This is a genomic window from Paraburkholderia sp. GAS42 (assembly GCF_050436565.1).
In the GTDB taxonomy this organism is placed as follows: domain Bacteria; phylum Pseudomonadota; class Gammaproteobacteria; order Burkholderiales; family Burkholderiaceae; genus Paraburkholderia.
Genome location: NZ_JBNDML010000008.1, coordinates 229,907 through 255,391 on the forward strand (window position 1 = coordinate 229,907; position 25,485 = coordinate 255,391).

Sequence of the window (25,485 nt, forward strand, 5' to 3'; positions counted from 1 at the left end):
GAAACTCCTTTGTCGTCGCGCGTTAGTTACGCACCGGCTTGCCGGTCTGCAACATGCCCATGATCCGCTCCTGCGTCTTCTGCGTGCCGAGCAGATCGACGAACGCCCGACGCTCGAGTTGCAGCAGCCATTCTTCATCGACAAGGCTGCCGGCTTCGACGTCGCCACCGCATACCGCTTCCGCGATGCGGCTCGCGATCACGTAGTCGTGCTCGCTGATGAAACGGCCATCGCGCATGTTGACGAGCGATGCCTTGATCGTCGAGATCGCCGAACGTCCGGCGACCGGAACCTGCGTCACACGCAGCGGCGGACGGTAGCCCGCAGCGGCCAGTGCGCGTGCTTCCTTCTTCGCGGTGTCGAGCAGTTCGAAGACGTTGAAGACGATCGTGTCGGACGGTTTCAGATAGCCCATCGCGCGGGCGTCGAGCGCGGAGGCCGAGACCTTCGCCATCGCGGCGTTTTCGAACGACTTCTGCACGAACTTCAGCAGATCGCTGGTCGCGCCCGCTTGCGTCGCGGCTTCGGCGGCACGCAGCGCGGCTTCCTTCAGACCGCCGCCGGCCGGCACGAGGCCGACGCCCACTTCGACGAGACCGATATAGCTTTCGATGTGCGCAACGCGCTTCGCGCTATGCAGCACCAGCTCGCACCCGCCGCCGAGCGCGATGCCCGACACAGCCGCGACGACCGGCACGCTCGCGTACTTCACGCGCAGCATGCCCTGCTGGAACTTCTTCACGAACGGCTCGATGCCCTTCGCGCCGCCCATCATGAAAGCGGGCATCGCTTCTTCGAGATTCGCGCCTGCGGAGAACGCGCCGCCCGGCGTGCCGAGTTTCAGCGATGTCGGCTGCCACACGACCACGCCCTTGTATTCCTTCTCGGCGAGGTCGATCGCCTGCACGAGGCCGTCGATCACCGACGGTCCAATCGTGTTCATCTTGCTCTTGAACGACACGATCAGGACGTCGTTCTCGCCGGCGCGATCGTCGACCCACGCACGTACTGCGTCGGTTTCGAACAGTGTCTTGCCGTACGTCTTCGGGTCGGTTGCCGTCTCGCCGGCCAGCGGCGCACGGAACACCTGCTTCTCGTAGACGGAAAGCGACGAGCGCGGCACGAACGACTTCGACGCCGGCGACCACGAACCGTCATTCGTATGCACGCCGCCTTTCTCTGCGACCGGCCCTTCGAGCACCCACGAAGGCAGCGGTGCGTTCGACAGCGCCTTGCCTGCCGCGATGTCTTCCTGCACCCACTCGGCGACCTGCTTCCAGCCGGCCGTCTGCCAGCCTTCGAACGGCCCCTCGTTCCAGCCGAAGCCCCAGCGGATCGCGAGGTCGACATCGCGCGCGTTGTCCGCGATCGATTCGAGATGGACGCCGATGTAATGGAACACGTCGCGGAAGATCGACCACAGGAACTGCGCCTGTGGATGTTCCGATTCGCGCAGCAGCTTCAGACGTTCCGCCGGCGGACGCTTCAGGATGCGGCCAACCAGTTCGTCGGCTTTCGCGCCGCTGTCGACGTACCCGCCCGTCTTCGGGTCGAGCACCTTGATCGCCTTGCCTTCTTTCCTGTAGAAACCGCCGCCGGTCTTCTGACCGAGCGCACCCTGCTTCACCAGTTCGGCGAGCACAGCAGGCGTCTCGTAGACCGGGAAGAACGGATCGTCGGCGAGCGTGTCCTGCATCGTCTTGATGACGTGCGCCATCGTGTCGAGACCGACCACGTCCGCGGTACGGAACGTCGCCGACTTCGCGCGACCGAGACGGCTACCCGTCAGATCGTCGACTTCATCGAAACGCAGACCGAACTTCTGCGCTTCCGTCATCACCGCGAGAATCGAGAAAATGCCGACACGGTTCGCGATGAAGTTCGGCGTATCTTTCGCCCGCACGACGCCCTTGCCGACGACACTCGTCAGGAACGATTCGAGCTGGTCGAGGATTTCCGGACGCGTCGTCGCGGTCGGAATCAGTTCGACGAGGTGCATGTAGCGTGGCGGATTGAAGAAGTGCACGCCGCAGAAGCGCGACTTCAGTTCATCCGAAAAGCCCTTCGACAGTTCGGTGATCGACAGACCCGAGGTGTTCGTCGCGAAGATCGCATTCGGCGCGATGTGCGGCGAGACTTTCCTGTACAGGTCGTGCTTCCAGTCCATCCGTTCAGCGATCGCTTCGATCACGAGATCGCATTCTTCAAGCTTTGCAATGTCGTCATCGTAGTTGGCGGGCTGGATGTACTGCGCGTCGTCCTTCACGCCGAACGGCGCCGGCGACAGATTTTTCAGGTTTTCGATCGCTTTCAGTGCGATGGCATTCTTCGGACCTTCCTTTGCGGGCAGGTCGAACAGCAGCACAGGCACCTTGGCGTTGATCAGGTGCGCAGCGATCTGCGCGCCCATCACGCCGGCGCCGAGCACGGCTACCTTGCGAATGATCAGATTGCTCACGTCGTTCCTCCGGGGAGTTATGCGGTGTCGCTAGTGGTGCGAATGCGGGACGGGGCGAATGCGCCGCGCGTTCAGTGCCAAACGCGCGGCGCATGCCTGAGATGCTTTAGAACAGCGCTTCGTCGACTTCCATCAGCGACTTCGAACCAGCGCGCGCCTGTCGGATCGTCATCGCCGTTTCCGGCAGCAGCTTCGCGAAGTAGAAGCGTGCGGTAGCGAGCTTCGCCTTATAGAACGGATCGCCCGATGCCTCGTTATCCAGCGCGATACGTGCCATGCGCGCCCAGAAATACGAGAACACGAGGTGGCCGACGGTGCGCAGATACGGCACGGCAGCCGCGCCGACTTCATCCGGGTTCTGCATCGCCTTCATGCCGATTTCCATCGTCAGCTTCTGCACCTTTTCACCAATGTCGGCGAGCGGGTTGATGAACTCCTGCATCTCCGGCTTGATGCCTTCGGCTTCGACGAGGTCGGCGACCAGCTTGCCGAACTTCTTCATCTTCGCGCCCATGTCGCCGAGCACCTTGCGGCCCAGCAGGTCGAGCGATTGAACCGCGTTCGTGCCTTCGTAGATCATGTTGATGCGGGCGTCGCGCACGTACTGCTCCATGCCCCACTCTGCGATGAAGCCGTGGCCGCCGTAGATCTGCATCGCGTGGTTCGTGCCTTCGAACGCGTTGTCCGACAGGAACGCCTTCAGGATCGGCGTGAGCAGCGCGATGAGATCGGCAGCGTCCCTGCGCGCGGATTCATCCGCGTGCGACAGCTCCTTGTCGATCTGCAGCGCGCACCAGTACGTCAATGCCCGCGCGCCTTCTGCATACGCCTTCTGCGTGAGCAGCATGCGACGCACGTCCGGATGCACGATGATCGGATCGGCGGCTTTTTCCGGCGCCTTCGGGCCGGTCAGCGAACGCATCTGCAGACGCTCCTTCGCGTACACCAGCGAGTTCTGATACGCGACTTCGGTCAGGCCGAGGCTCTGCATGCCGACGCCCAGACGGGCGGCGTTCATCATCACGAACATCGCGTTCAAGCCTTTGTTCGGCTCACCGACGAGCCAGCCCTTCGCGTTGTCGAGATTGATCACGCACGTCGCGTTGCCGTGAATGCCCATCTTGTGTTCGATCGAGCCGCACTTCACGCCGTTGCGCTCACCCGGCTCGCCCGCTTCGTTCGGAACGAACTTCGGCACGATGAAGAGCGAGATACCCTTGGTGCCCTTCGGGGCATCCGGCAGACGTGCCAGCACGAGGTGGACGATGTTCGCGGCCATGTCGTGTTCGCCGCTCGAGATGAAGATCTTGGTGCCGCTGATGGCGTACGAGCCATCGCTGTTCGGCTCCGCCTTCGTGCGCAGGATGCCGAGGTCGGTGCCGCAATGCGGTTCGGTCAGGCACATCGTGCCGGTCCACGTGCCGGACACCAGCTTCGGCAGGTAAAGTTGCTGCAGTTCCGGCGTGCCGTGCGCGTGCAGGCATTCGTACGCGCCGTGCGACAGACCGGGATACATCGTCCACGCCTGATTCGCCGAGTTGAGCATTTCGTACAGCGCGTTGTTGACGAACGCGGGCAGGCCCTGGCCGCCGTACCCGGGATCGCAGCCGAGCGCCGGCCAGCCAGCCTCGACGTACTGTTGATAGGCTTCCTTGAAGCCTTTCGGCGTGGTCACGACGCCGTCACCGACGTACGTGCAACCTTCCTCGTCGCCGCTCTGGTTCAGCGGGAACAGCACCTCGGAGCAGAACTTGCCGGCTTCTTCGAGCACCTGGTTGATCGTATCGGCGTCGAGATCCGCGTGCCTCGGCATCTGCCTGATCTCGGCTTCGACGTTAAGCAGCTCGTGCAACACGAATTGCATGTCGCGCAGCGGCGCGGCGTACTGTCCCATGACTCTTCTCCACTCCAAAGGTGTTGGCTTAAAGCCCGGCCACCAGCCAGGGTCCGTAATGTGGACCTTTTCCGCCAACGAACCCGATGGATCCGGAGGCGCGGCTAGCGGCTTTCGCTTTGATACGAAACGATCAATTTATCCAGCGAGGCCCACGTCAGGCGCACTGCATCCGGCAGGTGCAGGAAGCGCGCATCGTGATGCAGACCCAGCGTGAGGCTGTACAGTTCGAAGAGCATCAGTTGCGGATCAGCGTCCTTCCTCAGATGCCCCTCTTCCATCGCCTGCGAAATGGCTCGCGTGAGCGCGGCGCGCCAGATGCTCACACTCGACACCAGTTGCTCGCGCACCGGGTTGTCCGCGCGGTCGTCGTACTCGACCGCTCCGCTGATATAGATGCACCCAGTTGTGACTTCCTGAATGCGCTTCTCTATCCAGCGCGAGATCATCGCCCGCAGACGCGGCAGACCACGCGGTTCGTGCAGACTCGGAAAAAACACCTCCTCTTCAAAACGGCGGTGATATTCCCTGACCACTTCAACCTGCAGATCTTCGCGCGACCCAAAATGCGCAAACACGCCGCTTTTACTCATCTGCATGCGCTCGGCCAGGAGACCAATCGTCAGACCTTCGAGTCCGTCGCGGCTGGCCAGGTCGAGTGCTGCGTCGAGAATTGCGGCTCGCGTCTGTTCGCCTTTTCGCATAGCTTTTATACCGTTCTGATTTGACCGAAAGAAAATCGAACGGCCGTACTATTGTTGAGTACGACCGCCCGCGAAACAAGGACTTTATTAGAAACCGGTTTCTAACCGGCCTCCAATTTTGCGACATCCGTCAATCGGACGACGCGTAATTTTAGGGATTGTTCGTCCGTAACGCCTAATGGGGTTTTACCGGCTCGCCGCGCTTGTGTATCCAGGTGAATTACCCGGATTGCGCTGGGACGCCGGAGAGGATGGGCTGTGGTTGTTGTATTGCCTTGTTATTGCCTGTTCAGCGGATGGTTCGACGGCTGGTCTGCAAGCGCTGCCCCGGACGCGGGTTTCGTGCCCGGAGACGGAAAGCTAGTCGTAGCCACCGACCGTCAGCACCTTCATCACCGCCCGGTATGTGTTGTACGCGAGCCAGTTAAGAATGCGCTCGCCGCGCGGACGGGCCTCGTAGCGCGCCAGATCGATCCGGCGCGACTCGTCGAACGCGGTCAGGATCGCGGCGCGCAGGTCGTGGATCGCGCGATCCGCCACCAGCACGACGTTCGCCTCGTTGTTGACCAGCAGGCTGAGCGCGTCAAGATTCGACGAGCCCACTGTCCCCCAGCTCGAATCGACCACCGCGACCTTGCCGTGCAGCAGCGTCTTCTCGTATTCGGCGATCTTGACGCCCGCTCGCAGCAGCGCGCGATACAGGAATGGCACCGCGTAATCGAGCGCGGCAAACTCCTTGCGCCCGATGATCAGCCGCACCTCGACGCCACGCCGCGCAGCGTGCGTGAGCGCACGACGGAGCTTGCGGCCTGGCATGAAATACGGATTGGCGAGCAGCACTTCGGTGCGCGCCTGGCCGATCGCGGTCAGATACGCCTTTTCGATCGCGCGACGGTTGACGAGGTTGTCGCGCGCGACGAACGCGACGCACGGCAGGCCGGAATCACGCAGATCGCCGCGCGCGCGCCGGCGCAACCGCAGGCGCGCAGCGCGGCCGGGATCGGGCGGCGCATCGCCGCCTTCCGCGGCTGGCGATTCGATGGGCTTGTATCCGATGCGAACGCGGCGCCATTGCACTTCGAACGCGTCGCGGATGTCGGTGACGACCGGCCCATGCAGCTCGACCGCGAAGTCCCACCGCGGGTGCGGCAGACGCGCGCCGTTGTTGTCGAAGTCGTCGACGACGTTGATGCCGCCGCAATACGCGTACTCGTGATCGACCACCGCGAGCTTGCGGTGTGTGCGCGAGAAGCCGAAGCGACCAAAGATATGCGGGTTATAGACGCGATGTTCGACGCCGTTCGGCAGCCAGTCATCAAACAGAGCGAGATTCCCGGTGCCGACGCCGTCGGTGATCACGCGAATCCGCACGCCACGCGCGGCGGCTCGCAGCAACGCAGCGGACAATTTCCGTCCCGCGTCGTCGTCGCAGAAGATGTACGTTTCGAGCGCGACATCGCGCGTCGCGGCGTCGACGCGTTCAATGAGCGCGTCGAAATATTCATCGCCGGAACGGAAGAGCCGGACATCGTTGCCGGTGGTGAAGCGGTATCGCTGCCAGTAACGCCGGCCGCGAAGACTCTGACGGAGCCGCGCGAAGCGTCGCGTGGTGAGGCTCGTCATCGCGGGCGCGCCGTGAGGCGCGTCGGCAGTTGCAGGATGGCCTCGCGGTTCGACCACGAAAAGCAGCGCGCCGCCGCTTCCTCAAAGGGTAACCACGCAAACGCCGTGTGCTCGCGCGGCGACAGCGTCACTTCAACGCGATGCGGCACCTGCAGGCTGAACCAGTGCTCGACATTGCGCGTGACACCGTCAGCATAACGATGACGCCACACCGGATAAATCTCATATTCGATCTGATGCTGCCACTCATGCAGCGCATCGAGCGGCACCGCCGGCGTGCCGACGACAATGCCTGTTTCCTCGCCCACTTCGCGGATGGCTGTTTCGATGACGGGCTCGTCGATGTGGTCCTTCGATCCCGTCACGGATTGCCAGAAGCCCGGCCGGTCAGCCCGTTCGATAATCAGCACGTCGAGTTGCGGCGTATGGATGACGACAAGGACAGACTCCGGAATCTTCGGCGGTTTCGGCATGGTGATCGATGATCAGGCGAGGCACAGCGCACGCGCAGGTTACGCGCGCCGCATGTCAGTCAGTTGATAGATTTCGCTTCGACTGTAACGCAAAAAAAGAAAAAGGCGCATGACGCGCCTTTTTCTTCCGATGCTATTGAAGCTGCCGAAGTTGCTTCGGACGTTCGGGCAACGATTACTGAACCTTCGGCTCCGGCTGACGCAGACGGATGTGGAGTTCGCGCAGCTGGCGCTCGTCCACTTCGCTCGGCGCCTGTGTGAGCAGGTCTTGCGCGCGTTGCGTCTTCGGGAACGCGATCACGTCGCGGATCGAATCGGCGCGCGCCATCATCGTCACGATACGGTCGAGGCCGAATGCGATACCGCCGTGCGGCGGCGCGCCATACTGCAGCGCGTCGAGCAGGAAGCCGAACTTCGCACGTGCTTCTTCCGCACCGATCTTGAGGGCGCGGAACACCTTGCTCTGTACGTCTTCCTGATAGATACGAACCGAGCCGCCGCCGATTTCCCAGCCGTTCAGCACCATGTCGTACGCCTTCGCGAGGCAGCGGCCCGGGTCCGTTTCCAGATACTCCAGGTGCTCGTCCTTCGGGCTCGTGAACGGATGGTGAGCGGCCACGTGACGTGCCTCTTCCTCGTCGTATTCGAACATCGGGAAGTCGATCACCCACAGCGGCTTCCAGCCGTCTTCGACGAGGCTGTTCGCCTTGCCGAATTCCGAATGGCCGATCTTCAGACGCAGCGCGCCGAGGCTGTCGTTCACCACCTTCGCGCGATCTGCCGCGAAGAAAATGATGTCACCGTCCTGCGCGCCGGTGCGCTCGAGGATCGCCGCGATCGACGCGTCGTGCAGGTTCTTGACGATCGGGCTTTGCAGACCGTCACGACCCTTCGCGACTTCGTTGACCTTGACCCACGCGAGACCCTTCGCTCCGTAGATGCGCACGAATTCCGTGTAGCTGTCGATGTCGCCACGCGACAACTCGCCACCCTTCGGCACGCGCAGCGCTGCAACGCGGCCGTCCTTCGTGTTGGCCGGCGTGCTGAACACCTTGAAGTCGACGTCTTTCATCGCGTCGGTCAGGTCGGTGAATTCGAGCTTCACGCGCAGGTCCGGTTTGTCCGAACCGAAGCGGCGCATGGCTTCCGAATACAGCATGACCGGGAACTTCTCGTCGAGCTGAACGCCGATCGTTTCCTTGAACACGTGACGGATCATCGCCTCGAACAGATCGCGGATTTCCTGTTCGGTAAGGAACGAGGTTTCGCAGTCGATCTGCGTGAATTCCGGCTGACGGTCGGCGCGCAGGTCTTCATCGCGGAAACACTTGACGATCTGGTAGTAACGATCGAAGTTCGCCACCATCAGCAGCTGCTTGAACAGCTGCGGCGACTGCGGCAGCGCGAAGAACTGACCCGGGTTGGTACGCGAAGGCACCAGGTAATCGCGCGCGCCTTCCGGTGTGCTCTTCGTGAGCATCGGCGTTTCGATGTCGATGAAGCCTTGCGCGTCGAGATACTTGCGCACTTCCATCGCGACGCGATAACGCAGGCGCAGGTTGTGCTGCATCTGCGGACGGCGCAGGTCGAGCACGCGATGCGTGAGGCGCGTGGTTTCCGACAGGTTGTCGTCGTCGAGCGGGAACGGCGGGGTGACCGATGCGTTCAGCACCGTCAGGTCGTGGCACAGCACTTCGATCTTGCCGCTCTTCAGGCTGGCGTTCGCCGTGCCTTCCGGACGGTTGCGGACCACACCCTGAACGCGCACGCAGAACTCGTTGCGCACGCCTTCGGCGATCTTGAACATCTCCGCGCGATCCGGGTCGCAGACGACCTGAACGAGGCCTTCGCGGTCGCGCAGGTCGATGAAGATGACGCCGCCGTGGTCGCGACGACGGCTCACCCAGCCGCACAGCGACACGGTTTGGCCCAGCAGGTGTTCGGTCACCAGACCGCAGTATTCAGATCTCATCGACATGATGTTTGTCTTTCGTTTTGCATTGATCGAACGGTGCGCGCCGACAGGGGACGCGCTCCGGCATTACAGCGGAGGCTCGATGGTGGTCGCGCGACGCACCGGCGCCGCGTTCACGGGCGCGGACGGCGCCACGACACCCATCGAGACGATGTACTTGAGCGCGGCGTCGACCGACATATCGAGTTCGACGACTTCACTCTTCGGCACCATCAGGAAGAAGCCGGACGTCGGATTCGGCGTCGTCGGCACGTACACGCTCACGTGATCTCCCTTCAGGTGGTTGACCACGTCGCCGCCGGGAATGCCCGTCAGAAACGCGATCGTGTAGGAACCCCTGCGCGGATACTCGATCAGCAACGCCTTGCGGAACGCGTTGCCGCTGCTCGACAGCAGCGTGTCCGACACCTGCTTGACGCTGGTATAGATCGGACCGACCACCGGAATATGACGCACGACGACTTCCCACCACTTGACGAGCGTCTGCCCGATGAAGTTCTGCGTCAATAGTCCGACGATAAAAATAAACGCGATGGTCAATACGGCGCCCAGACCCGGCAGACGGAAGCCAAGCGCGCGCTCCGGCTGCCACGATTCCGGCAGCAGCAGAAGCGTCTGGTCCATCGTACCGATGATCAGGCCAAGCACCCACAAGGTAATGGCGAGCGGTACCAGCACCAGCAGGCCAGTCAGGAACACCGATTTGAGCGTCGTCTTTTTCGTCGTCATGTGTACCGCCAGTGAACCGCGCCGGCGCATGCCGCCGCGGTGTGCTTGTCGCCCTTGCGGGCTGCGATGCTGCTACGCGCCGTCTGCGCCCGAATTCGATGCGGGCGCTGCGGCAGCAGGAGCGGCCGGTGCGGCTTTCGCGCTATCGGCGCCAGCGGACGACGAACCGGCATCGGTTTTGCCGCTATCGGTCTGGCCACTATCGGCTACAGCGCCTTCACCAGCCGCGGGCTTCGCGGCCGCAGCCGCACCGCCCGCCCCACCACGGAAGTCGGTGACGTACCAGCCCGAGCCCTTCAGCTGGAAGCCGGCGGCCGTAACCTGTTTGCGGAACGCGTCTTTGCCGCATTCCGGGCATTGCGTCAGCGGGGCGTCGCTCATCTTCTGAAGCACGTCCTTCCCGAAGCCGCATGATTCACAACGATAAGCGTAGATCGGCATGATCTTTATTCCCTGCGAAAATCCTGTAAACGCCTGCAAAGCCTTGAATTATAGCCGCAAACGGTTTGCCGCCCCGGAATTCGGGGCGTGCGGCGGGATAGACCCGCCGCGTTGTCAAATGGGGGCGTTGCGGCCTGGATCAAGCTACCGCGGCACCGCGACGACGCCATGTCATCCAGCGCTCACGCCCGGCGAACACCGGTACCGAATCTGCGACGGCCTCATCTTCGATCAGTTCGAAATGCGGCAGCAGCAACGCCTCCAGCTCCGGACGCTCGATGCCGAACGGCGGCCCTTTCGGCGTAGCGCCGAGAAAGTAGAAGCCGGCCAGCAGCGCACCTGCCGGCAACAGGGTAGCCATCCGCTGCGCATAGTCGCCCCAGCGTGCTTTCGGCAGGGCGCAGAGAAACGCGCGCTCGTAAATCCACGCTGGCGTAAACGGCGGCTCGTACGAGAAGAAATCCGCCTGTTCGACGACCGCAGCGTGTGCCCCCAGTTGCTCGCGCGCGGTCGCGACCGCGTTCGGTGAGAAGTCGATCGCGCGAACCTGACGCCCTTCCTGCGCGAGCACCAGCGCTTCCCAGGCGCTTCCGCAGCCGGGAATCAAAACGGATTCACCCGCGTGCCGCGCGGCAAACGCCGTGAACGCCGATGGCACGCCCGCTTGATCCCACGGCATGAAGCCAGATTCGAAACGCTCGTCCCAGAAGGCCGGCGAGTTCGGATCTCGCGTCGCGAATTCCGGAACGGTCTGACGAGCGCCGGCACCTGACTGCGGTGGAGGACGGTTTGAATCAACGCTCATGGATCTCTCCCTGCCAGCCCAATGAGTCAGCCGCCATACAGCATGGCCAGCCAGACGCGCGCAAGCACCGCGCCGACGCCCGCTGCAATGCCGAACATCAAAAGGCCTTGCAGCAGTCTGTTAGTCCGTTTTTGCTCGAGCAGGATGAGTCGCATGGCGTCGTCGTGCGGCTCGCCGTGCTGCGCATCGTGGCGCGACGCCAGCACGTGATGGATCAGACGCGGCAGTTGCGGCAGCGTCTTGCTCCATTGCGGCGCCTCGATCTTGAGTCGTTCGTACCAGCCGGACAGCCCGATCTGCTCGTTCATCCAGCGTTCGAGATACGGCTTGGCGGTCTTCCACAGATCGAGTTCGGGATCGAGCGAGCGGCCAAGGCCTTCGACGTTCAGCATCGTCTTCTGCAGCAGCACCAGTTGCGGCTGGATCTCGACATTGAAGCGGCGCGATGTCGAGAAAAGACGCAGCAACACCTGACCGAGCGAGATATCCTTCAGCGCACGATCGAAGTACGGCTCGCACACGGCGCGAATCGCGCTTTCGAGCTCCTCGACGCGGGTTGTCTTCGGCACCCAGCCGGACTCCAGATGCAGCGTGGCGACGCGGTGATAGTCGCGCTTGAAGAACGCCAGGAAGTTCTGCGCGAGATAGTTTTTGTCGAAGTCCGACAACGCGCCGATGATGCCAAAATCGAGCGCAATATAGCGCCCGAAATGCCGTGGGTCGAGGCTCACCTGGATGTTGCCCGGGTGCATGTCGGCGTGGAAAAAGCCGTCGCGGAACACCTGCGTGAAGAAGATCTCGACGCCTTCGCGCGCCAGCTTCGGAATGTCGACGCCCGCCGCGCGCAGCGTCTCGACCTGGCTGATCGGCACACCGATCATGCGCTCCATCACGAGCACCGTGGGCGTGCAGAATTCCCAATACATCTCCGGCACGAGCAGCAGATCAAGGCCGGCGAAGTTGCGGCGCAGCTGGCTGCCATTGGCCGCCTCGCGCATCAGATCGAGCTCGTCGTGCAGATACTTGTCGAATTCGCCGACCACTTCGCGCGGCTTCAGGCGCTTGCCGTCCGCCCACAGGCGCTCGGCCCACACCGCGAGATCGCGCATCAGCGCGAGATCGGAGTCGATCACGGGCAGCATGTTCGGCCGTAGCACCTTCACCGCGACCGCCTTGCCGGCGTGCTGCCCGGCCTTCACCTTCGCGAAGTGCACCTGCGCAATCGACGCGCTCGCCACCGGCACCCGCTCAAAATCATGGAACAGCACGCCGACCGGCGCACCCAGCGATTTCTCGACGATCGCGATCGCGACGTCGGAATCGAACGGGGGCACCTGGTCCTGAAGCTTCGCGAGTTCGTTCGCGATATCGACGGGCAGCAGGTCGCGCCGCGTCGACAGCACCTGGCCGAACTTCACGAAGATCGGCCCGAGGCTCTCGAGCGCGAGGCGCAGACGCACGCCCGGCGGCTGGTCGAAGCGACGCCCGATCGTGGTGACACGAAGCAGCAACCTTACGCGCCGGTCATTGACGCGGCTCAACATCATCTCGTCGAGACCGAAGCGGATGACGGTAAAGAATATTTTTAGAAAACGCAGAAAACGCATCGTAGAGCCCGGTGACTAGCGCGTGCCGCGCGGCGTGGCGGCTCCGCCCGACGCGTCGGCGTCACGGGCTTCAACCTTGTGTTCAAGACGTTCGACGCGCTTTTCGACGCGCGCCAGCGCATCGCGCGCACGGGCGAGTTCAGCGTTGAAATCTTCCAGCGCCGTGCGCCGCACCAGTTGCGGCTTTTCATCGAGCAGATATTCCGCGACCGAACCCAGCAGATTGCGACCCGTGCGAAGCGTCTGCGCATGCATCGAGCGCGCCAGCGAAGCAACGCGCAAAGCGGGGGCATCGCCGATCAACCTGGCGAGATCTTCTTCGGGTTCCCAGCGCAGATGCTCGGCGAGCTTCGCGATCACCGTAGCGAACTCCGCGTCGCCTTCGATTTTCACGTGCTTCATTGCGGCGGCCTGACCGCCCTGCACGAAGGCCGGCAACGCATCCGGCGGCACGGACACCACGACGTCGAACTGCTGCGCTTCGGTTTCGTCGACCGCGGACAGATAGCCATCCGGCCCGACGAGCAGTATCAGCGTGACAGGTGAACAGGTGAGCCGGGCAGTCTTGCCGGCGTAGGGAGCGAGGCGCTCGCGTGCCCACGATTCGCGGGCGAGCAGATGGTTGACGGCAGCAGCGAAGGGCTTGGCGGCGAGGGTCATCGGAAGTGGAAAGAAAAAACCCGCGCCGGCGATCTGCCAGCGCGGGTTCCTATTGTAACGTCCGTTGGCTTGCGGACTGTCTATGCCGAACGGCCAGTCAGGTGGCCCGATGCGCGGTTAACCTGACGTTCACACGCGCCCCGGCCCGCAGGCCAGTCAATGCTGCGCAACCTGCTGGATGCCCGCGAGCAGCCAGCCTTCGCCGGTGCGCGTCGACTTCGACAGGTTCCAGATTTCCACGAACGGCTCGGCCGCCGCACCCGCAGTCTCGCGGATCAGCCCCGAGAAACGCACGCTCGCGAAATATTCCGTGCCGCGATCTTCGACGCCCAGCAGCTCCGCGTTGAGCTGGACCACGTCCGTCTGGTTCGTGCCCGTGCCGCGTGATGAAAGGTCGACCTTCACCTCGGCGTACATTTCCGGCGTGGTGAATTCGCGGATGTCGTCCATATTGCCGACGTCCCACGCGGCCTGCAGACGAATGAAGTAAACCTTCGCGTTGCGCAGGAACGCTTCCGTGTCGAAGTTCGCCGGCACCGACGGCGCGGTCCCGACTTCAGGCGTGTTCAGCGGATTGCCATGCGGCGCGAGATACGAACCGGACGGCGGCGCCGTATAGCTCGGCTCCTGCGGCGAATAGCCCGTGGCACCTGCGTTCAGCGTCGGCGAACCGGCGCCGCTTGCGTAAGCCGGCGTGCCGGCGTCACGTTTGCGGCCCATGAACTTGCGGATCAGCCAGATGGCCACCATCGCGATCAGCGCGATGATGATGAAGTTAGCCATTGCACCGGCAAACGCTTCGCCCAGACCAAAGTGCGAGAGCAGCGCGGCGATACCCAGACCAGCGGCCAGACCCGCGATCGGCCCGAGCCAGCGTGAGCGGTTCAGCGCGGGTGTGGCGGCCGGCGCCGGCTGCGCGCGTTGCGCCTGGGCGGCCTGCGCCGACTGCTGCGTGGGTTGAGCGGGTTGGGCCGGCGGCGGCGTGGTGGAACGCTGCATCGTATTCGACTGGCGGCCGATGCTGCCACCACCGCCGAGGCGCCGCGCTTCGGCGTCAAGCGAAACGAGCGATCCGGCCGTGATCAGACCGACCATGGCCACCACTCCGATTCGCCTCGCCCACGAACCCGATTTCTTACGGGAAGATAACAAACGCGAATCAGACATTTTTCACATTCCTTAAAAAACAATGATTTAGGACGTTAGTACTTCGTCCCCACGTGTAAAGCTACCACACCAGCTGACAAATTGTAATATTTGACGGCGTCGAGGCCTGCTTGTTCCATCATTGTTTTTAAAGTTTCCTGATCCGGATGCATGCGGATCGATTCGGCGAGATACCGATAGCTTTCGGCGTCCTTCGCGAAACGATCGCCAAGCCAGGGCAGAACCTTGAACGAGTAAACATCGTAGACCTTCTTCAGCGGATCCCATACCTTCGAGAACTCCAGCACGAGCAGACGTCCGGCGGGTTTCAGCACACGACGCATTTCTGCCAGCGCCACGTCCTTATGCGTCATATTGCGCAACCCGAAAGCGACGGTGACCACGTCGAAGTAGTTGTCCGGGAAGGGAATTTTTTCCGCGTCGCACAACAGCGCCGGTGTGATGACGCCCTTGTCGAGCAGACGGTCGCGGCCCACCCGCAGCATCGATTCGTTGATGTCCGTATGCCAGACTTCGCCGCTCGGTCCGGCCTGCTTCGCGAACGCTTTCGACAGATCGCCCGTTCCGCCCGCGATGTCGAGCACCTTGAAGCCCGGCCGCACTTTCGCCTGAGCGATCGTGAACATCTTCCACGCGCGATGCAACCCGCCCGACATCAGGTCGTTCATCAGGTCGTAGTTGGTGGCGACCGAGTGAAACACCCCCGCCACCTTCTTCGCTTTTTCCTGTTCGTCGACTGTCTGAAAGCCGAAGTGGGTCTTGTTCATCGCGCTTGTCCTTTCGCGTATTCTGGAATGTTGCGCCGCAATACCTGGCGCGCAGGCCGCATCGTACCAGCGGATGACACAATTAGTGGCAATGTCCGTGCCCGTGGCCGTGCGCAGCACCGGCAGCGGCCATCGGTGCGTCGCGGTCGACGCCCGCCGCTTCGAGTTTGCCGAAGTACTCGCGCCACAGTTCGTCCTGACGGATCGCGATGTCGTACAGCAGGTCCCACGAATAGAGCCCGGTCGAGTGCCCGTCCGAGAACGTGGGCTGCAACGCGTAATTACCGACGCCTTCGATCGATACGATCGACACGTCGCGCTTGCCGGTCTGCAGCGTCTCCTGGCCCGGGCCGTGGCCACGCACTTCCGCCGACGGCGAAAACACGCGCAGGAGTTCGAACGGTACGCGGTAACTCTTGCCGTCGCCGTACTGGAGTTCGAGCACGCGCGATTTCGCGTGAACGACGACCCCGGTGGGAACCGGTGTGTCGGGAGTCAGTCCGCTCATGATGACCTCAGGCGAGAGCTTGTTCGATTTCGTTGCGCACCGCTTCGCGCAGCAGCGTGGCCTGCGCGCGGCGCGACGACAGCAGCGCCTCCGACACCGTACGCTGGCGCGGCGCCCAGATCGGCAGCGGAAAATGCGCGTCGTTTGAAAAACGCGGAATCACATGCCAGTGCACGTGCGGCACCTGGTTGCCGAGACTCGCGAGATTCACCTTCACGGGTTGCATCACACGTCTCATCGCGCGCTCGACAGCGTAAACAGCCTGCATCACGCAATCGCGCTCATCGTCAGACAGATCGGAAAACTCGGCGATATGCGCGTTCCAGATCACCCGGCAAAAGCCCGGGTAATCGTGTTCGTCGGCGAGAACGACACGCAGCGTATCGTTCTGCCACAGCACATCGCCGCCTTCCTCACGGCAAAATACACACTCCATCATCTTCCCCGAACGGATATGTCAGCCGTGTCATTAGACCAGCACGCGCTCGATTCCGCCATTGTTCGCACGTTGCACGTAATCAGCCATCCAGTTTTCGCCCAGCACGTGACGCGCCATTTCGACGACGATGTAATCCGCTTCAGTGCCCGAGTCTTCGTTGTAGCGCGACAGGCCCTGCAGGCACGACGGGCAGCTCGTCAGGATCTTGATGTCGGGCACGTTGCCCGGCTGCGGGCCGTTGCCGGCCTTCAGCACTGAACCTTCAGCCGCACCCGCGGCGCCAGCCGACGCATTCGCCGGATTGATCGCGTTCGCGCCCGCTTCGCCAACCAGCGGAATGCCGCGCAGCTTCGCCGCGCCCTTGCGCATTTCCTCTTCCTTACGGAAGCGGACCTGCGTCGAGATATCCGGACGCGTCACCGCGAGCGTGCCCGATTCACCGCAGCAACGATCGTTCTTCTCGATCGTGTAGCCGTCGTGTTCAGAACCCATCAACTCGTTCACGAGCTTCACCGGGTCCATCGTCTTGATCGGCGTGTGACACGGGTCGTGATACATGTAGCGCGTGCCGGTCACGCCTTCCAGCTTGATGCCCTTTTCGAGCAGGAATTCGTGAATGTCGATGATCCGGCAGCCCGGGAAAATCTTCTCGAATTCATAGCCGGCCAGCTGGTCGTAACACGTGCCGCACGACACCACGACCGTCTTGATGTCGAGGTAGTTCAGCGTGTTCGCGACGCGGTGGAATAGCACGCGGTTATCCGTGACGATCTTCTCGGCCTTGTCGTACTGACCCGAGCCGCGCTGCGGATAGCCGCAACACAGATAACCCGGCGGCAGCACCGTCTGCACGCCCGCTTCCCACAGCATCGCCTGCGTTGCCAGGCCAACCTGCGAGAACAGCCGCTCCGAGCCGCAGCCCGGGAAGTAGAACACCGCTTCCGAATCGGCCGTAGTCGTCTTCGGATTACGGATGATCGGCACGATCTTGTTGTCTTCGATGTCGAGCAGCGCGCGCGCCGTTTTCTTCGGCAGATTGCCCGGCATCTTCTTGTTCATGAAGTGGATCACCTGCTGCGTGACCGGCGGCTTGCCGACCGTCGCCGGCGGATGCGCCGTCTGCTTCTTCGCGAACTTCTTCAGCACGTCGTTGCCGAGGCGCTGCGCCTTGTAACCGATGCCCATCATCGCGGTACGCGCGAGGTTGATGGTCTGCGGATTCGTCGCGTTGAGGAAGAACATGCCGGCTGCGTTGCCCGGATTGAACTTCTTCTTGCCCATCTTGCGCAGCAGGTTGCGCATGTTCATCGTCACGTCGCCGAAGTCGATCTTCACCGGACACGGCGTCACGCACTTGTGACACACCGTGCAGTGATCGGCGACGTCGTTGAACTCGTCCCAGTGCTTGATCGACACGCCGCGGCGGGTCTGCTCTTCGTACAGGAACGCCTCGACCAGCAAGGAAGTGGCGAGAATCTTGTTGCGCGGGCTGTACAGCAGATTCGCGCGCGGCACGTGCGTCGCGCACACCGGCTTGCACTTGCCGCAGCGCAGGCAGTCCTTGATCGAATCGGCGATCGCGCCAATATCGGACTGCTGCATGATGAGCGACTCGTAGCCCATCAGGCCAAAGCTCGGCGTGTATGCGTTGCGCAGATCGGCGCCCGGCAGCAGCTTGCCCGCGTTGAAGCGGCCATGCGGGTCGACGCGCTGCTTATACGCGCGGAATTCACCGATTTCGTCTTCGGTCAGGAATTCGAGCTTCGTAATGCCAATGCCGTGCTCGCCGGAAATCACGCCATCAAGCGAACGCGCAAGCTTCATGATGCGCGCGACCGCCGTGTGGGCGTCCTGCAGCATCTCGTAGTTATCCGAGTTGACGGGGATGTTCGTATGAACATTGCCGTCGCCCGCGTGCATGTGGAGCGCGACGAACACGCGGCCGCGCAGCACCTGCTTGTGGATTGCCTGCGCTTCGTCGAGGATCGGCTTGAACTCACCGCCCGCGAAGATCTGGCGCAGTTCCGCGCGAATCTCCGCCTTCCACGACACGCGTACCGTGCGGTCCTGCGTTACGTGGAAAACGGTGGCTTCCGGTTGCGCGTCGACGCGGTCCGCGAATTTCTCCGCGAGACCTTCGTAGCCGAGCTGCACCAGATAGTGCTGCGCCTCACGCAGCGACAGATCCAGCTTGTCGCGCAGGAATTCCCAGCGCGTGCGCACGTGCTTCAGCAGATCCAGCGCCTGTTGCACGCGGTCTTCGAGCAGTTCGGCGCTCGGGATTTCGTTCGCGTCGTCGCTCTTGCCGAGCGGCAGCTTGCCGGCCTTGAAGAACGCTTCGAGCGCATCGACCAGTTGCAGCTTGTTCTTGACCGACAGCTCGATGTTGATGCGCTCGATGCCGTCCGTGTACTCGCCCATGCGATTGAGCGGAATCACGACGTCTTCGTTGATCTTGAACGCGTTCGTGTGTCTCGCGATCGCAGCGGTGCGGCTGCGGTCGAGCCAGAAGCGCTTGCGCGCCTCGGCGCTGACCGCGACGAAGCCTTCACCGCTCTTGCCGTTCGCCATCCGCACGACTTCCGACGTGGCGTGCGCGACGGCATCCGCATCGTCACCGACGATGTCGCCGATCAGCACCATCTTCGGAAACGCATTGCGCTTCGACTTGGTCGCATAACCGACGGCGCGCAGATAGCGCTCGTCGAGATGTTCCAGGCCCGCGAGAATCGCGCCGCCCTTCTTCGACGTTTCGAACAGGTAATCCTTGATCTCGACGATGCTCGGAATCGCCTCGCGCGCCTGGCCGAAGAATTCAAGGCAGACGGTGCGCGTATTCGCGGGCATCTTGTGCAGCACCCAGCGAGCCGACGTGATCAGACCGTCGCAGCCTTCCTTCTGGATGCCGGGCAGGCCCGCGAGGAATTTATCGGTGACGTCCTTGCCGAGGCCTTCCTTGCGGAAGCGCTTGCCTTCAATGTTGAGCGATTCCGTGCGCAGCAGCTTTTCGCCCGGCGCGTACTCACCGTCGAACCACTTCAGTTCGAAGCGCGCTACCGCGATGTCATGGATCTTGCCCATGTTGTGGTCGAGGCGCGTGACTTCGAGCCAGTTCCCTTCCGGGTCGACCATGCGCCACCAGGCGAGGTTATCGAGCGCGGTGCCCCACAGCACGGCCTTCTTGCCGCCTGCGTTCATCGCGACGTTGCCGCCGATGCACGATGCGTCGAGCGACGTCGGATCGACCGCGAACACAAAGCCGGCCTGCTCGGCCGCTTCGGTTACACGACGCGTAACGACGCCCGCGCCCGAGAAGATAGTCGCGACGCGGCGATCGAGACCCGGCAGTTCGGTCATCTCGACCGCGCCGAGTTCTTCGAGCTTTTCAGTGTTAATGACGGCCGAGAACGGCGTGAGCGGTACCGCGCCGCCCGTGTAGCCCGTGCCGCCTCCGCGCGGGATCACGGTCAGCCCGAGTTCGAAGCACGCCTTGATCAGGCCGGCGATTTCGGCTTCGGTATCCGGCGTCAGGACGACGAAGGGGTATTCGACGCGCCAGTCGGTGGCGTCAGTGACGTGCGAGACGCGTGACAGGCCGTCGAAGCGGATGTTGTCCTTCTGCGTCTGACGGCCGAGGACTTTGGTCGCGCGTTTGCGCAGGTCGGCGGTCTTCTCGAACTCGCTCGCGAAATCGGCGACGGCACGGCGCGCGGCGCCGACCAGCGTTTCGACGCGCGCGGCGCGGTCGACGCCTGCTTCGTCGCTGTGCTCGATCAGGTCGGCTCTACGACGCTTCTCGATCTCGGTAAGACGGTGGTTCAGCGCCTCGATCAGCAGCGCGCGGCGCTTCGGGTTGTCGAGCAGGTCGTCCTGCAGATACGGATTGCGGCGCACGACCCAGATATCGCCGAGCACTTCGTACAGCATCCGCGCCGAGCGGCCGGTACGGCGTTCGGCGCGCAGTTCGGCGAGCGCGGCCCACGCATCATCGCCGAGCAGCCGGATGACAATCTCGCGATCAGAAAACGACGTGTAGTTATAGGGAATTTCGCGCAGGCGCGGTTCGAGGTCGACGGCTACCGCGGCAGCGGCGCCGTGCGGATCGAAAACTTGAGGTGCGTTCATATTCGGACGACTCGGTGGGTCAGCAACGCCCGCTCCAGATGAAGGGGCTAGCTGACAGTGCGCGTGGGGCGCAATTCTGGAAATCTTTTCTGTGGAGCGAAGCCCGCCGATGGCGACTCACATCGGCGTCTTCATGCGCCTAGCAGCTACACGATCGTGCATGCCGGACGTGCCGCTGCGCCGCGGGACGGGACTCACGCGGTGCGGGCATCAAATGGTCGATCCGGGGCTGCCAGTGCATCTTCCGATCCTTGTTCCAAAATAGGATTCTAACGCATGATCAGGGTGCGCGCCGGAGGTGGGAGAAGGCTGCGAAGGGGCAGCCGAATGGCTGATGCTGGGGTGCGTGTGGCCAGCCGGAGGGCGGTTGGCGCTATTATTGACCCTTTCCCGTCCCGTAAAGCGCATCGCGCGCCACCCGCATGGCTTCCCACGACTATCTGAAGAAAACCCTGACCGCGCGCGTCTACGACGTCGCCCGCGAGACCGAGCTCGAACGTGCGCCGAATCTGTCGGCACGGCTGCGCAACCCGATTTATCTGAAGCGTGAGGATAACCAGCCGGTTTTCTCGTTCAAGCTGCGCGGCGCGTACAACAAGATGGTGAACCTGCCGGCGGACGCGCTGGAACGTGGCGTGATTACCGCGTCGGCGGGCAATCATGCGCAGGGCGTGGCGCTGTCGGCGGCGCGGCTTGGCGTGAAGGCGATCATCGTGGTGCCCGTTACGACGCCGCAGGTCAAGGTCGATGCGGTGCGCGCCCACGGCGGCCCGACAGTCGAAGTCGTGCAGTTCGGTGAATCGTTTAGCGACGCCTACGGGCACGCCACCAGACTGCAGGAAGAGCGTGGCCTGACGTTCGTTCATCCGTTCGACGATCCTTACGTGATCGCCGGCCAGGGTACGGTCGCGATGGAAATTCTGCGTCAGCATCAGGGCCCGATTCACGCGATCTTCGTGCCGATCGGCGGGGGCGGATTTGCGGCGGGCGTCGCGGCGTACGTCAAGGCCGTGAGGCCGGAGATCAAGGTCATCGGCGTGCAGACCGAAGATTCGTGCGCGATGGCGCAGTCGCTGAAGGCGGGCGAGCGTGTCACGCTGAACGAGGTCGGTCTGTTTTCGGACGGCACGGCCGTCAAGCTGGTCGGCGAGGAAACCTTCCGCCTGTGCAAGGAATATCTCGACGACGTCCTCGTCGTGAACACCGACGCGCTGTGCGCGGCGATCAAGGACGTCTTCCAGGACACGCGCAGCGTGCTCGAACCAGCGGGCGCGCTCGCCGTGGCGGGCGCGAAGCAGTACACGGAACGCGAAGGCATCGAGAACCAGACGCTGATCGCGGTGACGTCCGGCGCGAACATGAACTTCGACCGGATGCGTTTTGTGGCGGAACGCGCCGAAGTGGGTGAAGCGCGTGAAGCGGTGTTCGCCGTGACGATTCCGGAAGAGCGTGGCAGCTTCAAACGCTTCTGCGAACTGGTGGGCACGCGTAGCGTCACCGAGTTCAACTACCGGATCGCCGACGCAAAATCGGCGCACATCTTCGTCGGCGTGCAGATCAAAAACCGCGGCGAATCGGCCGAGATCGCGAAGGCGTTCGAGGGACACAATTTCGCCACTGTCGACCTGACCAACGACGAATTGTCGAAGCAGCACATCCGCTATATGGTGGGCGGCCGCTCGCCGCTCGCGCACGACGAACGCCTGTTCCGCTTCGAGTTTCCGGAGCGGCCGGGCGCGTTGATGAAGTTTTTATCATCGATGGCGCCGAACTGGAATATCAGCCTGTTCCATTACCGGAATCAGGGCGCCGATTACAGCTCGATTCTCGTCGGCATCCAGGTGCCGGGCGCGGAAGATGGCGAATTCGCGCGCTTCCTCGCGTCGCTGGGCTATCCGTACTGGGAAGAAAGCGCGAATCCGGTTTACAAGCTGTTCCTTTCCTGACGGCGGCGGACGTCGACGCATATGGCTTTTTCGCTCGAAGACAAGCTGGTCGTGGCGATTTCATCGCGGGCGCTGTTCGACTTCGAGGAAGAGAACCGTGTCTACGAGGCGGGCGACCTGCAGGCGTATGAAGCATTGCAGCGCGAACGCCTGAACGTGCCGGCGCGGCCCGGCGTCGCGTTTCCGCTGATTCGCAAGCTGCTGGCGCTGAACGCGGGCGCGCATCGGGTCGAAGTAGTGATCCTGTCGCGCAGCGATCCGATCAGCGGGCTGCGTGCGTTCAGCTCATGCCGCGAGCATGGCCTGGCGATCGAGCGCGGCGTATTCACACGCGGGCGGGCGCCGTTCAGCTATCTGAAGCCGCTGAACGCGTCGCTGTTTCTGTCGGCCAATCAGGACGACGTGCGCGACGCGCTGGCTGCCGGATTCCCGGCTGCACGCGTATTGCCAGAATCGGCGAAAATGGCGAGCAGGCATCCGGACGAGATTCGCATTGCTTTTGACGGCGACGCCGTGCTGTTTTCCGACGAAGCAGAGCGCGTGTTCCAGAAGGATGGGCTGGGCGCATTTGTCGGTCACGAGACCGACAAGAAAGATCTGCCGCTGGCGGACGGTCCGCTGAAGCCGCTGCTGGGCGCGCTGCACCGGCTGCAGAAACTGGCGGACGAAGCCGCGCCGACGCAGACCGCGCCGATGCGCATCCGCACGGCGCTGGTGACGGCGCGATCGGCGCCGGCGCATGAGCGCGCGATCCGGACGCTCATGCAGTGGAACATCGAAATCGACGAAGCGATGTTCCTCGGTGGGCTCGACAAAGGTGAATTCCTGCGCGAGTTCGAACCGGACTTTTTCTTCGACGACCAAATTCGCCACTGCGAATCGGCCCGTGTCGTTACGGCAACGGGGCACGTCGTGAGTGGCATCGTGAACGCATCATGACACCTGAACAATCGCCGCTTGGCAAACCTTCTTCCTATACGGAACAGTACGACGCGTCGCTGCTCTTTCCGATCGCACGCAGTGCTGCGCGCGAGGCGATCGGCATTGGCGCACGGTTGCCGTTCTTTGGCACGGACATCTGGAATGCGTACGAGCTTTCGTGGCTGAACGCGCGTGGCAAGCCGCAGATCGCGGTGGCGACGTTCTTTATTCCGGCGGATTCGCCGAATATTGTCGAGTCGAAGTCGTTCAAGCTGTATCTGGGGTCGTTTGCGCATACGACGTTTGAGTCGATCGATGTCGTGCGGGAGACGATCAAGCGGGATGTTTCAGCTGCAACTGGCGCTTCGGTTTCGTTGCACCTCGCGCCGCCCGCTGAGTTCGGCAAGCTCGCGCTTGAGGAGTTTGAGGGGTTGTCGCTGGATCGGCTCGATCTTGATACGTCTGTGTACCACCCTGAGCCTTCGTTTTTGACTGCTGCTTTAGATGAGGCTCCGGTAGAGGAGACCTTGTTCTCCAATCTGCTGAAGTCGAATTGCCCTGTGACCGGGCAGCCGGATTGGGGCAGCATCCAGATTCATTATGTTGGTCCGCAGATCGATCATGCAGGGTTGTTGCGATACATCATTTCGTATCGCAATCACACCGGGTTTCATGAGCAATGCGTTGAGCGGATCTTTATCGATGTACTTAGGGCCTGCCGGCCTGTGAAGCTCGCTGTTTATGCGCGGTATACCCGCCGCGGTGGGCTCGATATCAATCCGTTCCGGACTAACTTTAATCTGCCTATGCCGGATAATTTGCGCACCGCGCGACAGTGAGGTTTTTTGGTTTTTTTGTTGTTCTGGATTTGTTGTTGTTCTGGTTTTGTTGTTGTTCTGGTTTTGTTGGCCTTTCCTTGTAGCCATGTCGGTCTATTGGCGTCGCCCCTGTGCGGGGCGGCACCTACTTGCCCACAGGCGCTTCTTGCGGCGCGTTTTGGGGTCTTTGTTGGCGTTTCCTTGTAGCCATGTCGGTCTATTGGCGTCGCCCCTGTGCGGGGCGGCACCTACTTTTCTTTGTCCTTGCCAAAGAAAAGTAGGCAAAAGAAAGGCGCCGAAAACTCTTCGCTTCCTGGTGCGTCATCACCGGGGAATGGCACCCCATGAAGTGTCGCCCCCACATTTCACCCGGCATCGGCCCGCGCACGATCGGATCCCCCGCACAGCACACTTCGTGACAAAGGGCTCATCCACCCGGCTCCGCGTTGCGTCGCCGAATGGCATAACCTTCACGTCACGTCACCGACGGCATAGCTTCCGCGTGGCCGCTTGCGTATGTGCCTTCCTGACCGATTCCACCGCCGACCGCTTGCGCCGTCATCGCCGCGCCGTGCTGCGCGCGTGCGGCGCAGTGAGCTAGCGCAACCATGCCGCCTTCCGGCGAACCCATCCGGGACGTACGCAGTGCGACCATGCCGCCGTCTGGCCAACCCATCCGCGACGCACGCAGTGCGGAGTGAGGTGGATGAGCCCCGTGTCACAGACGGTGCTGTGCGACGGGCGGTCTCGTGCGCGGACCTATATCGTTTCTGTGCGGGGGCGACACTTCATGGGGTGCCATTCCCCGTATGTCACACAGCCAGGAAGAGCAGACTTTTCGGCGCCTTTCTTTTGCCTACTTTTCTTTGGCAAGGACAAAGAAAAGTAGGTGCCGCCCCGCACAGGGGCGACGCTAATAGACCGACATGGCTACAAGGAAAGGCCAACAAAAACCCAAACGCATCGAAAGAAGCGCCCGAGGGAAAGCCCAACAAAAAACCCTAGCCGCCAGGCGCCTTATAAGCGACACAATCCACTTCAACCCGACAATCAATCACCATACTGGAAACGACACAAGCCCGAGCCGGAGGATTCTCGCCAAAATACTCCCGAAACACCTTGTTGAACGAAGCAAAATCGCGCGGATCATCAAGCCATACACCGCAGCGAACAACGTGCTCGGCCCCATACCCAGCTTCTTTAAGAATGGCAAAAACGTTCTGAATCGCCTTGTGCGATTGCTCGACGATCCCGCCATTGATCACTTCGCCATTCTCCATCGGCGTCTGGCCGGACACGAACAGCCAGCCGTCCGCTTCGACCGCCCGAGCAAAAGGCATATGCTGCCCGCCGGTACCCTTTCCACCTTCCACGCCATAACGCTTCATCACACCACTCCTCAATCAAAAACCGGCGACGCCAGAT

The 25,485-nt window shown here is 62.3% G+C and carries 21 protein-coding genes; 3 read left to right on the forward strand and 18 right to left on the reverse strand.

Going from position 1 to position 25,485, the window contains the following annotated elements; translation table 11 throughout:
* Window positions 1-22: 22 nt before the first annotated feature.
* The 16 genes from P3T16_RS14815 to P3T16_RS14890 all read right to left on the reverse strand — a co-directional run bounded on the left by P3T16_RS14815 (window position 23) and on the right by P3T16_RS14890 (window position 20,375).
* A complete protein-coding gene (locus P3T16_RS14815) occupies window positions 23-2,458 on the reverse strand; it encodes a 3-hydroxyacyl-CoA dehydrogenase/enoyl-CoA hydratase family protein (RefSeq protein WP_429342837.1) in 2,436 nt (811 codons plus the stop codon).
* 106 nt (window positions 2,459-2,564) lie between these two features.
* The gene (locus tag P3T16_RS14820; protein ID WP_429342838.1) at window positions 2,565-4,352 is read right to left on the reverse strand and encodes an acyl-CoA dehydrogenase C-terminal domain-containing protein; all 1,788 of its coding nucleotides are present in this window, start codon (window positions 4,350-4,352) and stop codon (window positions 2,565-2,567) included.
* A 104-nt stretch (window positions 4,353-4,456) separates the two neighbouring features.
* Window positions 4,457-5,056: a TetR/AcrR family transcriptional regulator gene (locus tag P3T16_RS14825; RefSeq protein WP_429254769.1), complete on the reverse strand. Its 600-nt coding sequence runs from the start codon at window positions 5,054-5,056 to the stop codon at window positions 4,457-4,459.
* A 360-nt stretch (window positions 5,057-5,416) separates the two neighbouring features.
* A complete protein-coding gene (gene clsB / locus P3T16_RS14830) occupies window positions 5,417-6,679 on the reverse strand; it encodes a cardiolipin synthase ClsB (RefSeq protein ID WP_429342839.1) in 1,263 nt (420 codons plus the stop codon).
* The gene (nudB, locus tag P3T16_RS14835; RefSeq protein WP_429342840.1) at window positions 6,676-7,152 is read right to left on the reverse strand and encodes a dihydroneopterin triphosphate diphosphatase; all 477 of its coding nucleotides are present in this window, start codon (window positions 7,150-7,152) and stop codon (window positions 6,676-6,678) included. The genes clsB and nudB overlap by 4 nt, the downstream gene beginning before the upstream one ends.
* Before the next feature lie 175 nt (window positions 7,153-7,327).
* Window positions 7,328-9,130: an aspartate--tRNA ligase gene (gene aspS / locus P3T16_RS14840; protein WP_429254772.1), complete on the reverse strand. Its 1,803-nt coding sequence runs from the start codon at window positions 9,128-9,130 to the stop codon at window positions 7,328-7,330.
* Between the two features lie 63 nt (window positions 9,131-9,193).
* A complete protein-coding gene (locus tag P3T16_RS14845) occupies window positions 9,194-9,856 on the reverse strand; it encodes a DUF502 domain-containing protein (protein WP_429254773.1) in 663 nt (220 codons plus the stop codon).
* A 72-nt stretch (window positions 9,857-9,928) separates the two neighbouring features.
* Window positions 9,929-10,297 (reverse strand): FmdB family zinc ribbon protein, encoded by a 369-nt coding sequence (locus P3T16_RS14850; RefSeq protein ID WP_429254774.1) that lies wholly within the window; start codon window positions 10,295-10,297, stop codon window positions 9,929-9,931.
* Window positions 10,298-10,436: 139 nt separating this feature from the next.
* Window positions 10,437-11,102: a methyltransferase domain-containing protein gene (locus tag P3T16_RS14855; RefSeq protein ID WP_429342841.1), complete on the reverse strand. Its 666-nt coding sequence runs from the start codon at window positions 11,100-11,102 to the stop codon at window positions 10,437-10,439.
* A 26-nt stretch (window positions 11,103-11,128) separates the two neighbouring features.
* Window positions 11,129-12,709 (reverse strand): ubiquinone biosynthesis regulatory protein kinase UbiB, encoded by a 1,581-nt coding sequence (gene ubiB, locus P3T16_RS14860; RefSeq protein ID WP_429342842.1) that lies wholly within the window; start codon window positions 12,707-12,709, stop codon window positions 11,129-11,131.
* 15 nt (window positions 12,710-12,724) lie between these two features.
* Window positions 12,725-13,369: a ubiquinone biosynthesis accessory factor UbiJ gene (locus P3T16_RS14865; RefSeq protein WP_429254777.1), complete on the reverse strand. Its 645-nt coding sequence runs from the start codon at window positions 13,367-13,369 to the stop codon at window positions 12,725-12,727.
* A 156-nt stretch (window positions 13,370-13,525) separates the two neighbouring features.
* Complete coding sequence (locus tag P3T16_RS14870) at window positions 13,526-14,536, reverse strand: Tim44 domain-containing protein (RefSeq protein ID WP_429342843.1); 1,011 nt, start codon at window positions 14,534-14,536, stop codon at window positions 13,526-13,528.
* Window positions 14,537-14,571: 35 nt separating this feature from the next.
* Window positions 14,572-15,303, reverse strand: a complete 732-nt coding sequence (gene ubiE, locus P3T16_RS14875; protein WP_429342844.1) for a bifunctional demethylmenaquinone methyltransferase/2-methoxy-6-polyprenyl-1,4-benzoquinol methylase UbiE — start codon at window positions 15,301-15,303, stop codon at window positions 14,572-14,574.
* Window positions 15,304-15,385: 82 nt separating this feature from the next.
* Complete coding sequence (locus P3T16_RS14880) at window positions 15,386-15,811, reverse strand: gamma-butyrobetaine hydroxylase-like domain-containing protein (RefSeq protein ID WP_429342845.1); 426 nt, start codon at window positions 15,809-15,811, stop codon at window positions 15,386-15,388.
* Between the two features lie 7 nt (window positions 15,812-15,818).
* Window positions 15,819-16,247 carry an HIT family protein gene (locus P3T16_RS14885; RefSeq protein WP_429342846.1) on the reverse strand — a complete coding sequence of 143 codons (429 nt, stop codon included), beginning with the start codon at window positions 16,245-16,247 and terminating at the stop codon, window positions 15,819-15,821.
* Between the two features lie 33 nt (window positions 16,248-16,280).
* Entirely contained in the window at window positions 16,281-20,375 is a 4,095-nt protein-coding gene (locus tag P3T16_RS14890) for a DUF3683 domain-containing protein (RefSeq protein WP_429342847.1), read from the reverse strand.
* A gap of 422 nt (window positions 20,376-20,797) precedes the next feature.
* Here P3T16_RS14890 and ilvA point away from each other — a divergent pair, with 422 nt between their 5' ends.
* Genes ilvA through queF form a run of 3 tightly spaced genes read left to right on the forward strand, consistent with a single transcriptional unit; the run spans window position 20,798 to window position 24,081 of the window.
* A complete protein-coding gene (gene ilvA, locus P3T16_RS14895) occupies window positions 20,798-22,321 on the forward strand; it encodes a threonine ammonia-lyase, biosynthetic (protein WP_429254783.1) in 1,524 nt (507 codons plus the stop codon).
* 21 nt (window positions 22,322-22,342) lie between these two features.
* Window positions 22,343-23,260, forward strand: coding sequence for a 5'-nucleotidase (locus P3T16_RS14900; RefSeq protein ID WP_429254784.1), 918 nt, complete (start codon window positions 22,343-22,345; stop codon window positions 23,258-23,260).
* The gene (gene queF, locus P3T16_RS14905) at window positions 23,257-24,081 is read left to right on the forward strand and encodes an NADPH-dependent 7-cyano-7-deazaguanine reductase QueF (RefSeq protein WP_429254785.1); all 825 of its coding nucleotides are present in this window, start codon (window positions 23,257-23,259) and stop codon (window positions 24,079-24,081) included. Before P3T16_RS14900 ends, queF begins: the two co-directional genes overlap by 4 nt.
* A gap of 454 nt (window positions 24,082-24,535) precedes the next feature.
* Here the strand turns inward: queF and P3T16_RS14910 are convergent, their stop codons facing one another.
* Both P3T16_RS14910 and P3T16_RS14915 read right to left on the reverse strand, forming a co-directional pair.
* Window positions 24,536-24,715 carry a hypothetical protein gene (locus P3T16_RS14910; RefSeq protein WP_429342848.1) on the reverse strand — a complete coding sequence of 60 codons (180 nt, stop codon included), beginning with the start codon at window positions 24,713-24,715 and terminating at the stop codon, window positions 24,536-24,538.
* Between the two features lie 346 nt (window positions 24,716-25,061).
* The gene (locus tag P3T16_RS14915) at window positions 25,062-25,448 is read right to left on the reverse strand and encodes a RidA family protein (RefSeq protein WP_090527857.1); all 387 of its coding nucleotides are present in this window, start codon (window positions 25,446-25,448) and stop codon (window positions 25,062-25,064) included.
* Window positions 25,449-25,485: the final 37 nt, after the last annotated feature.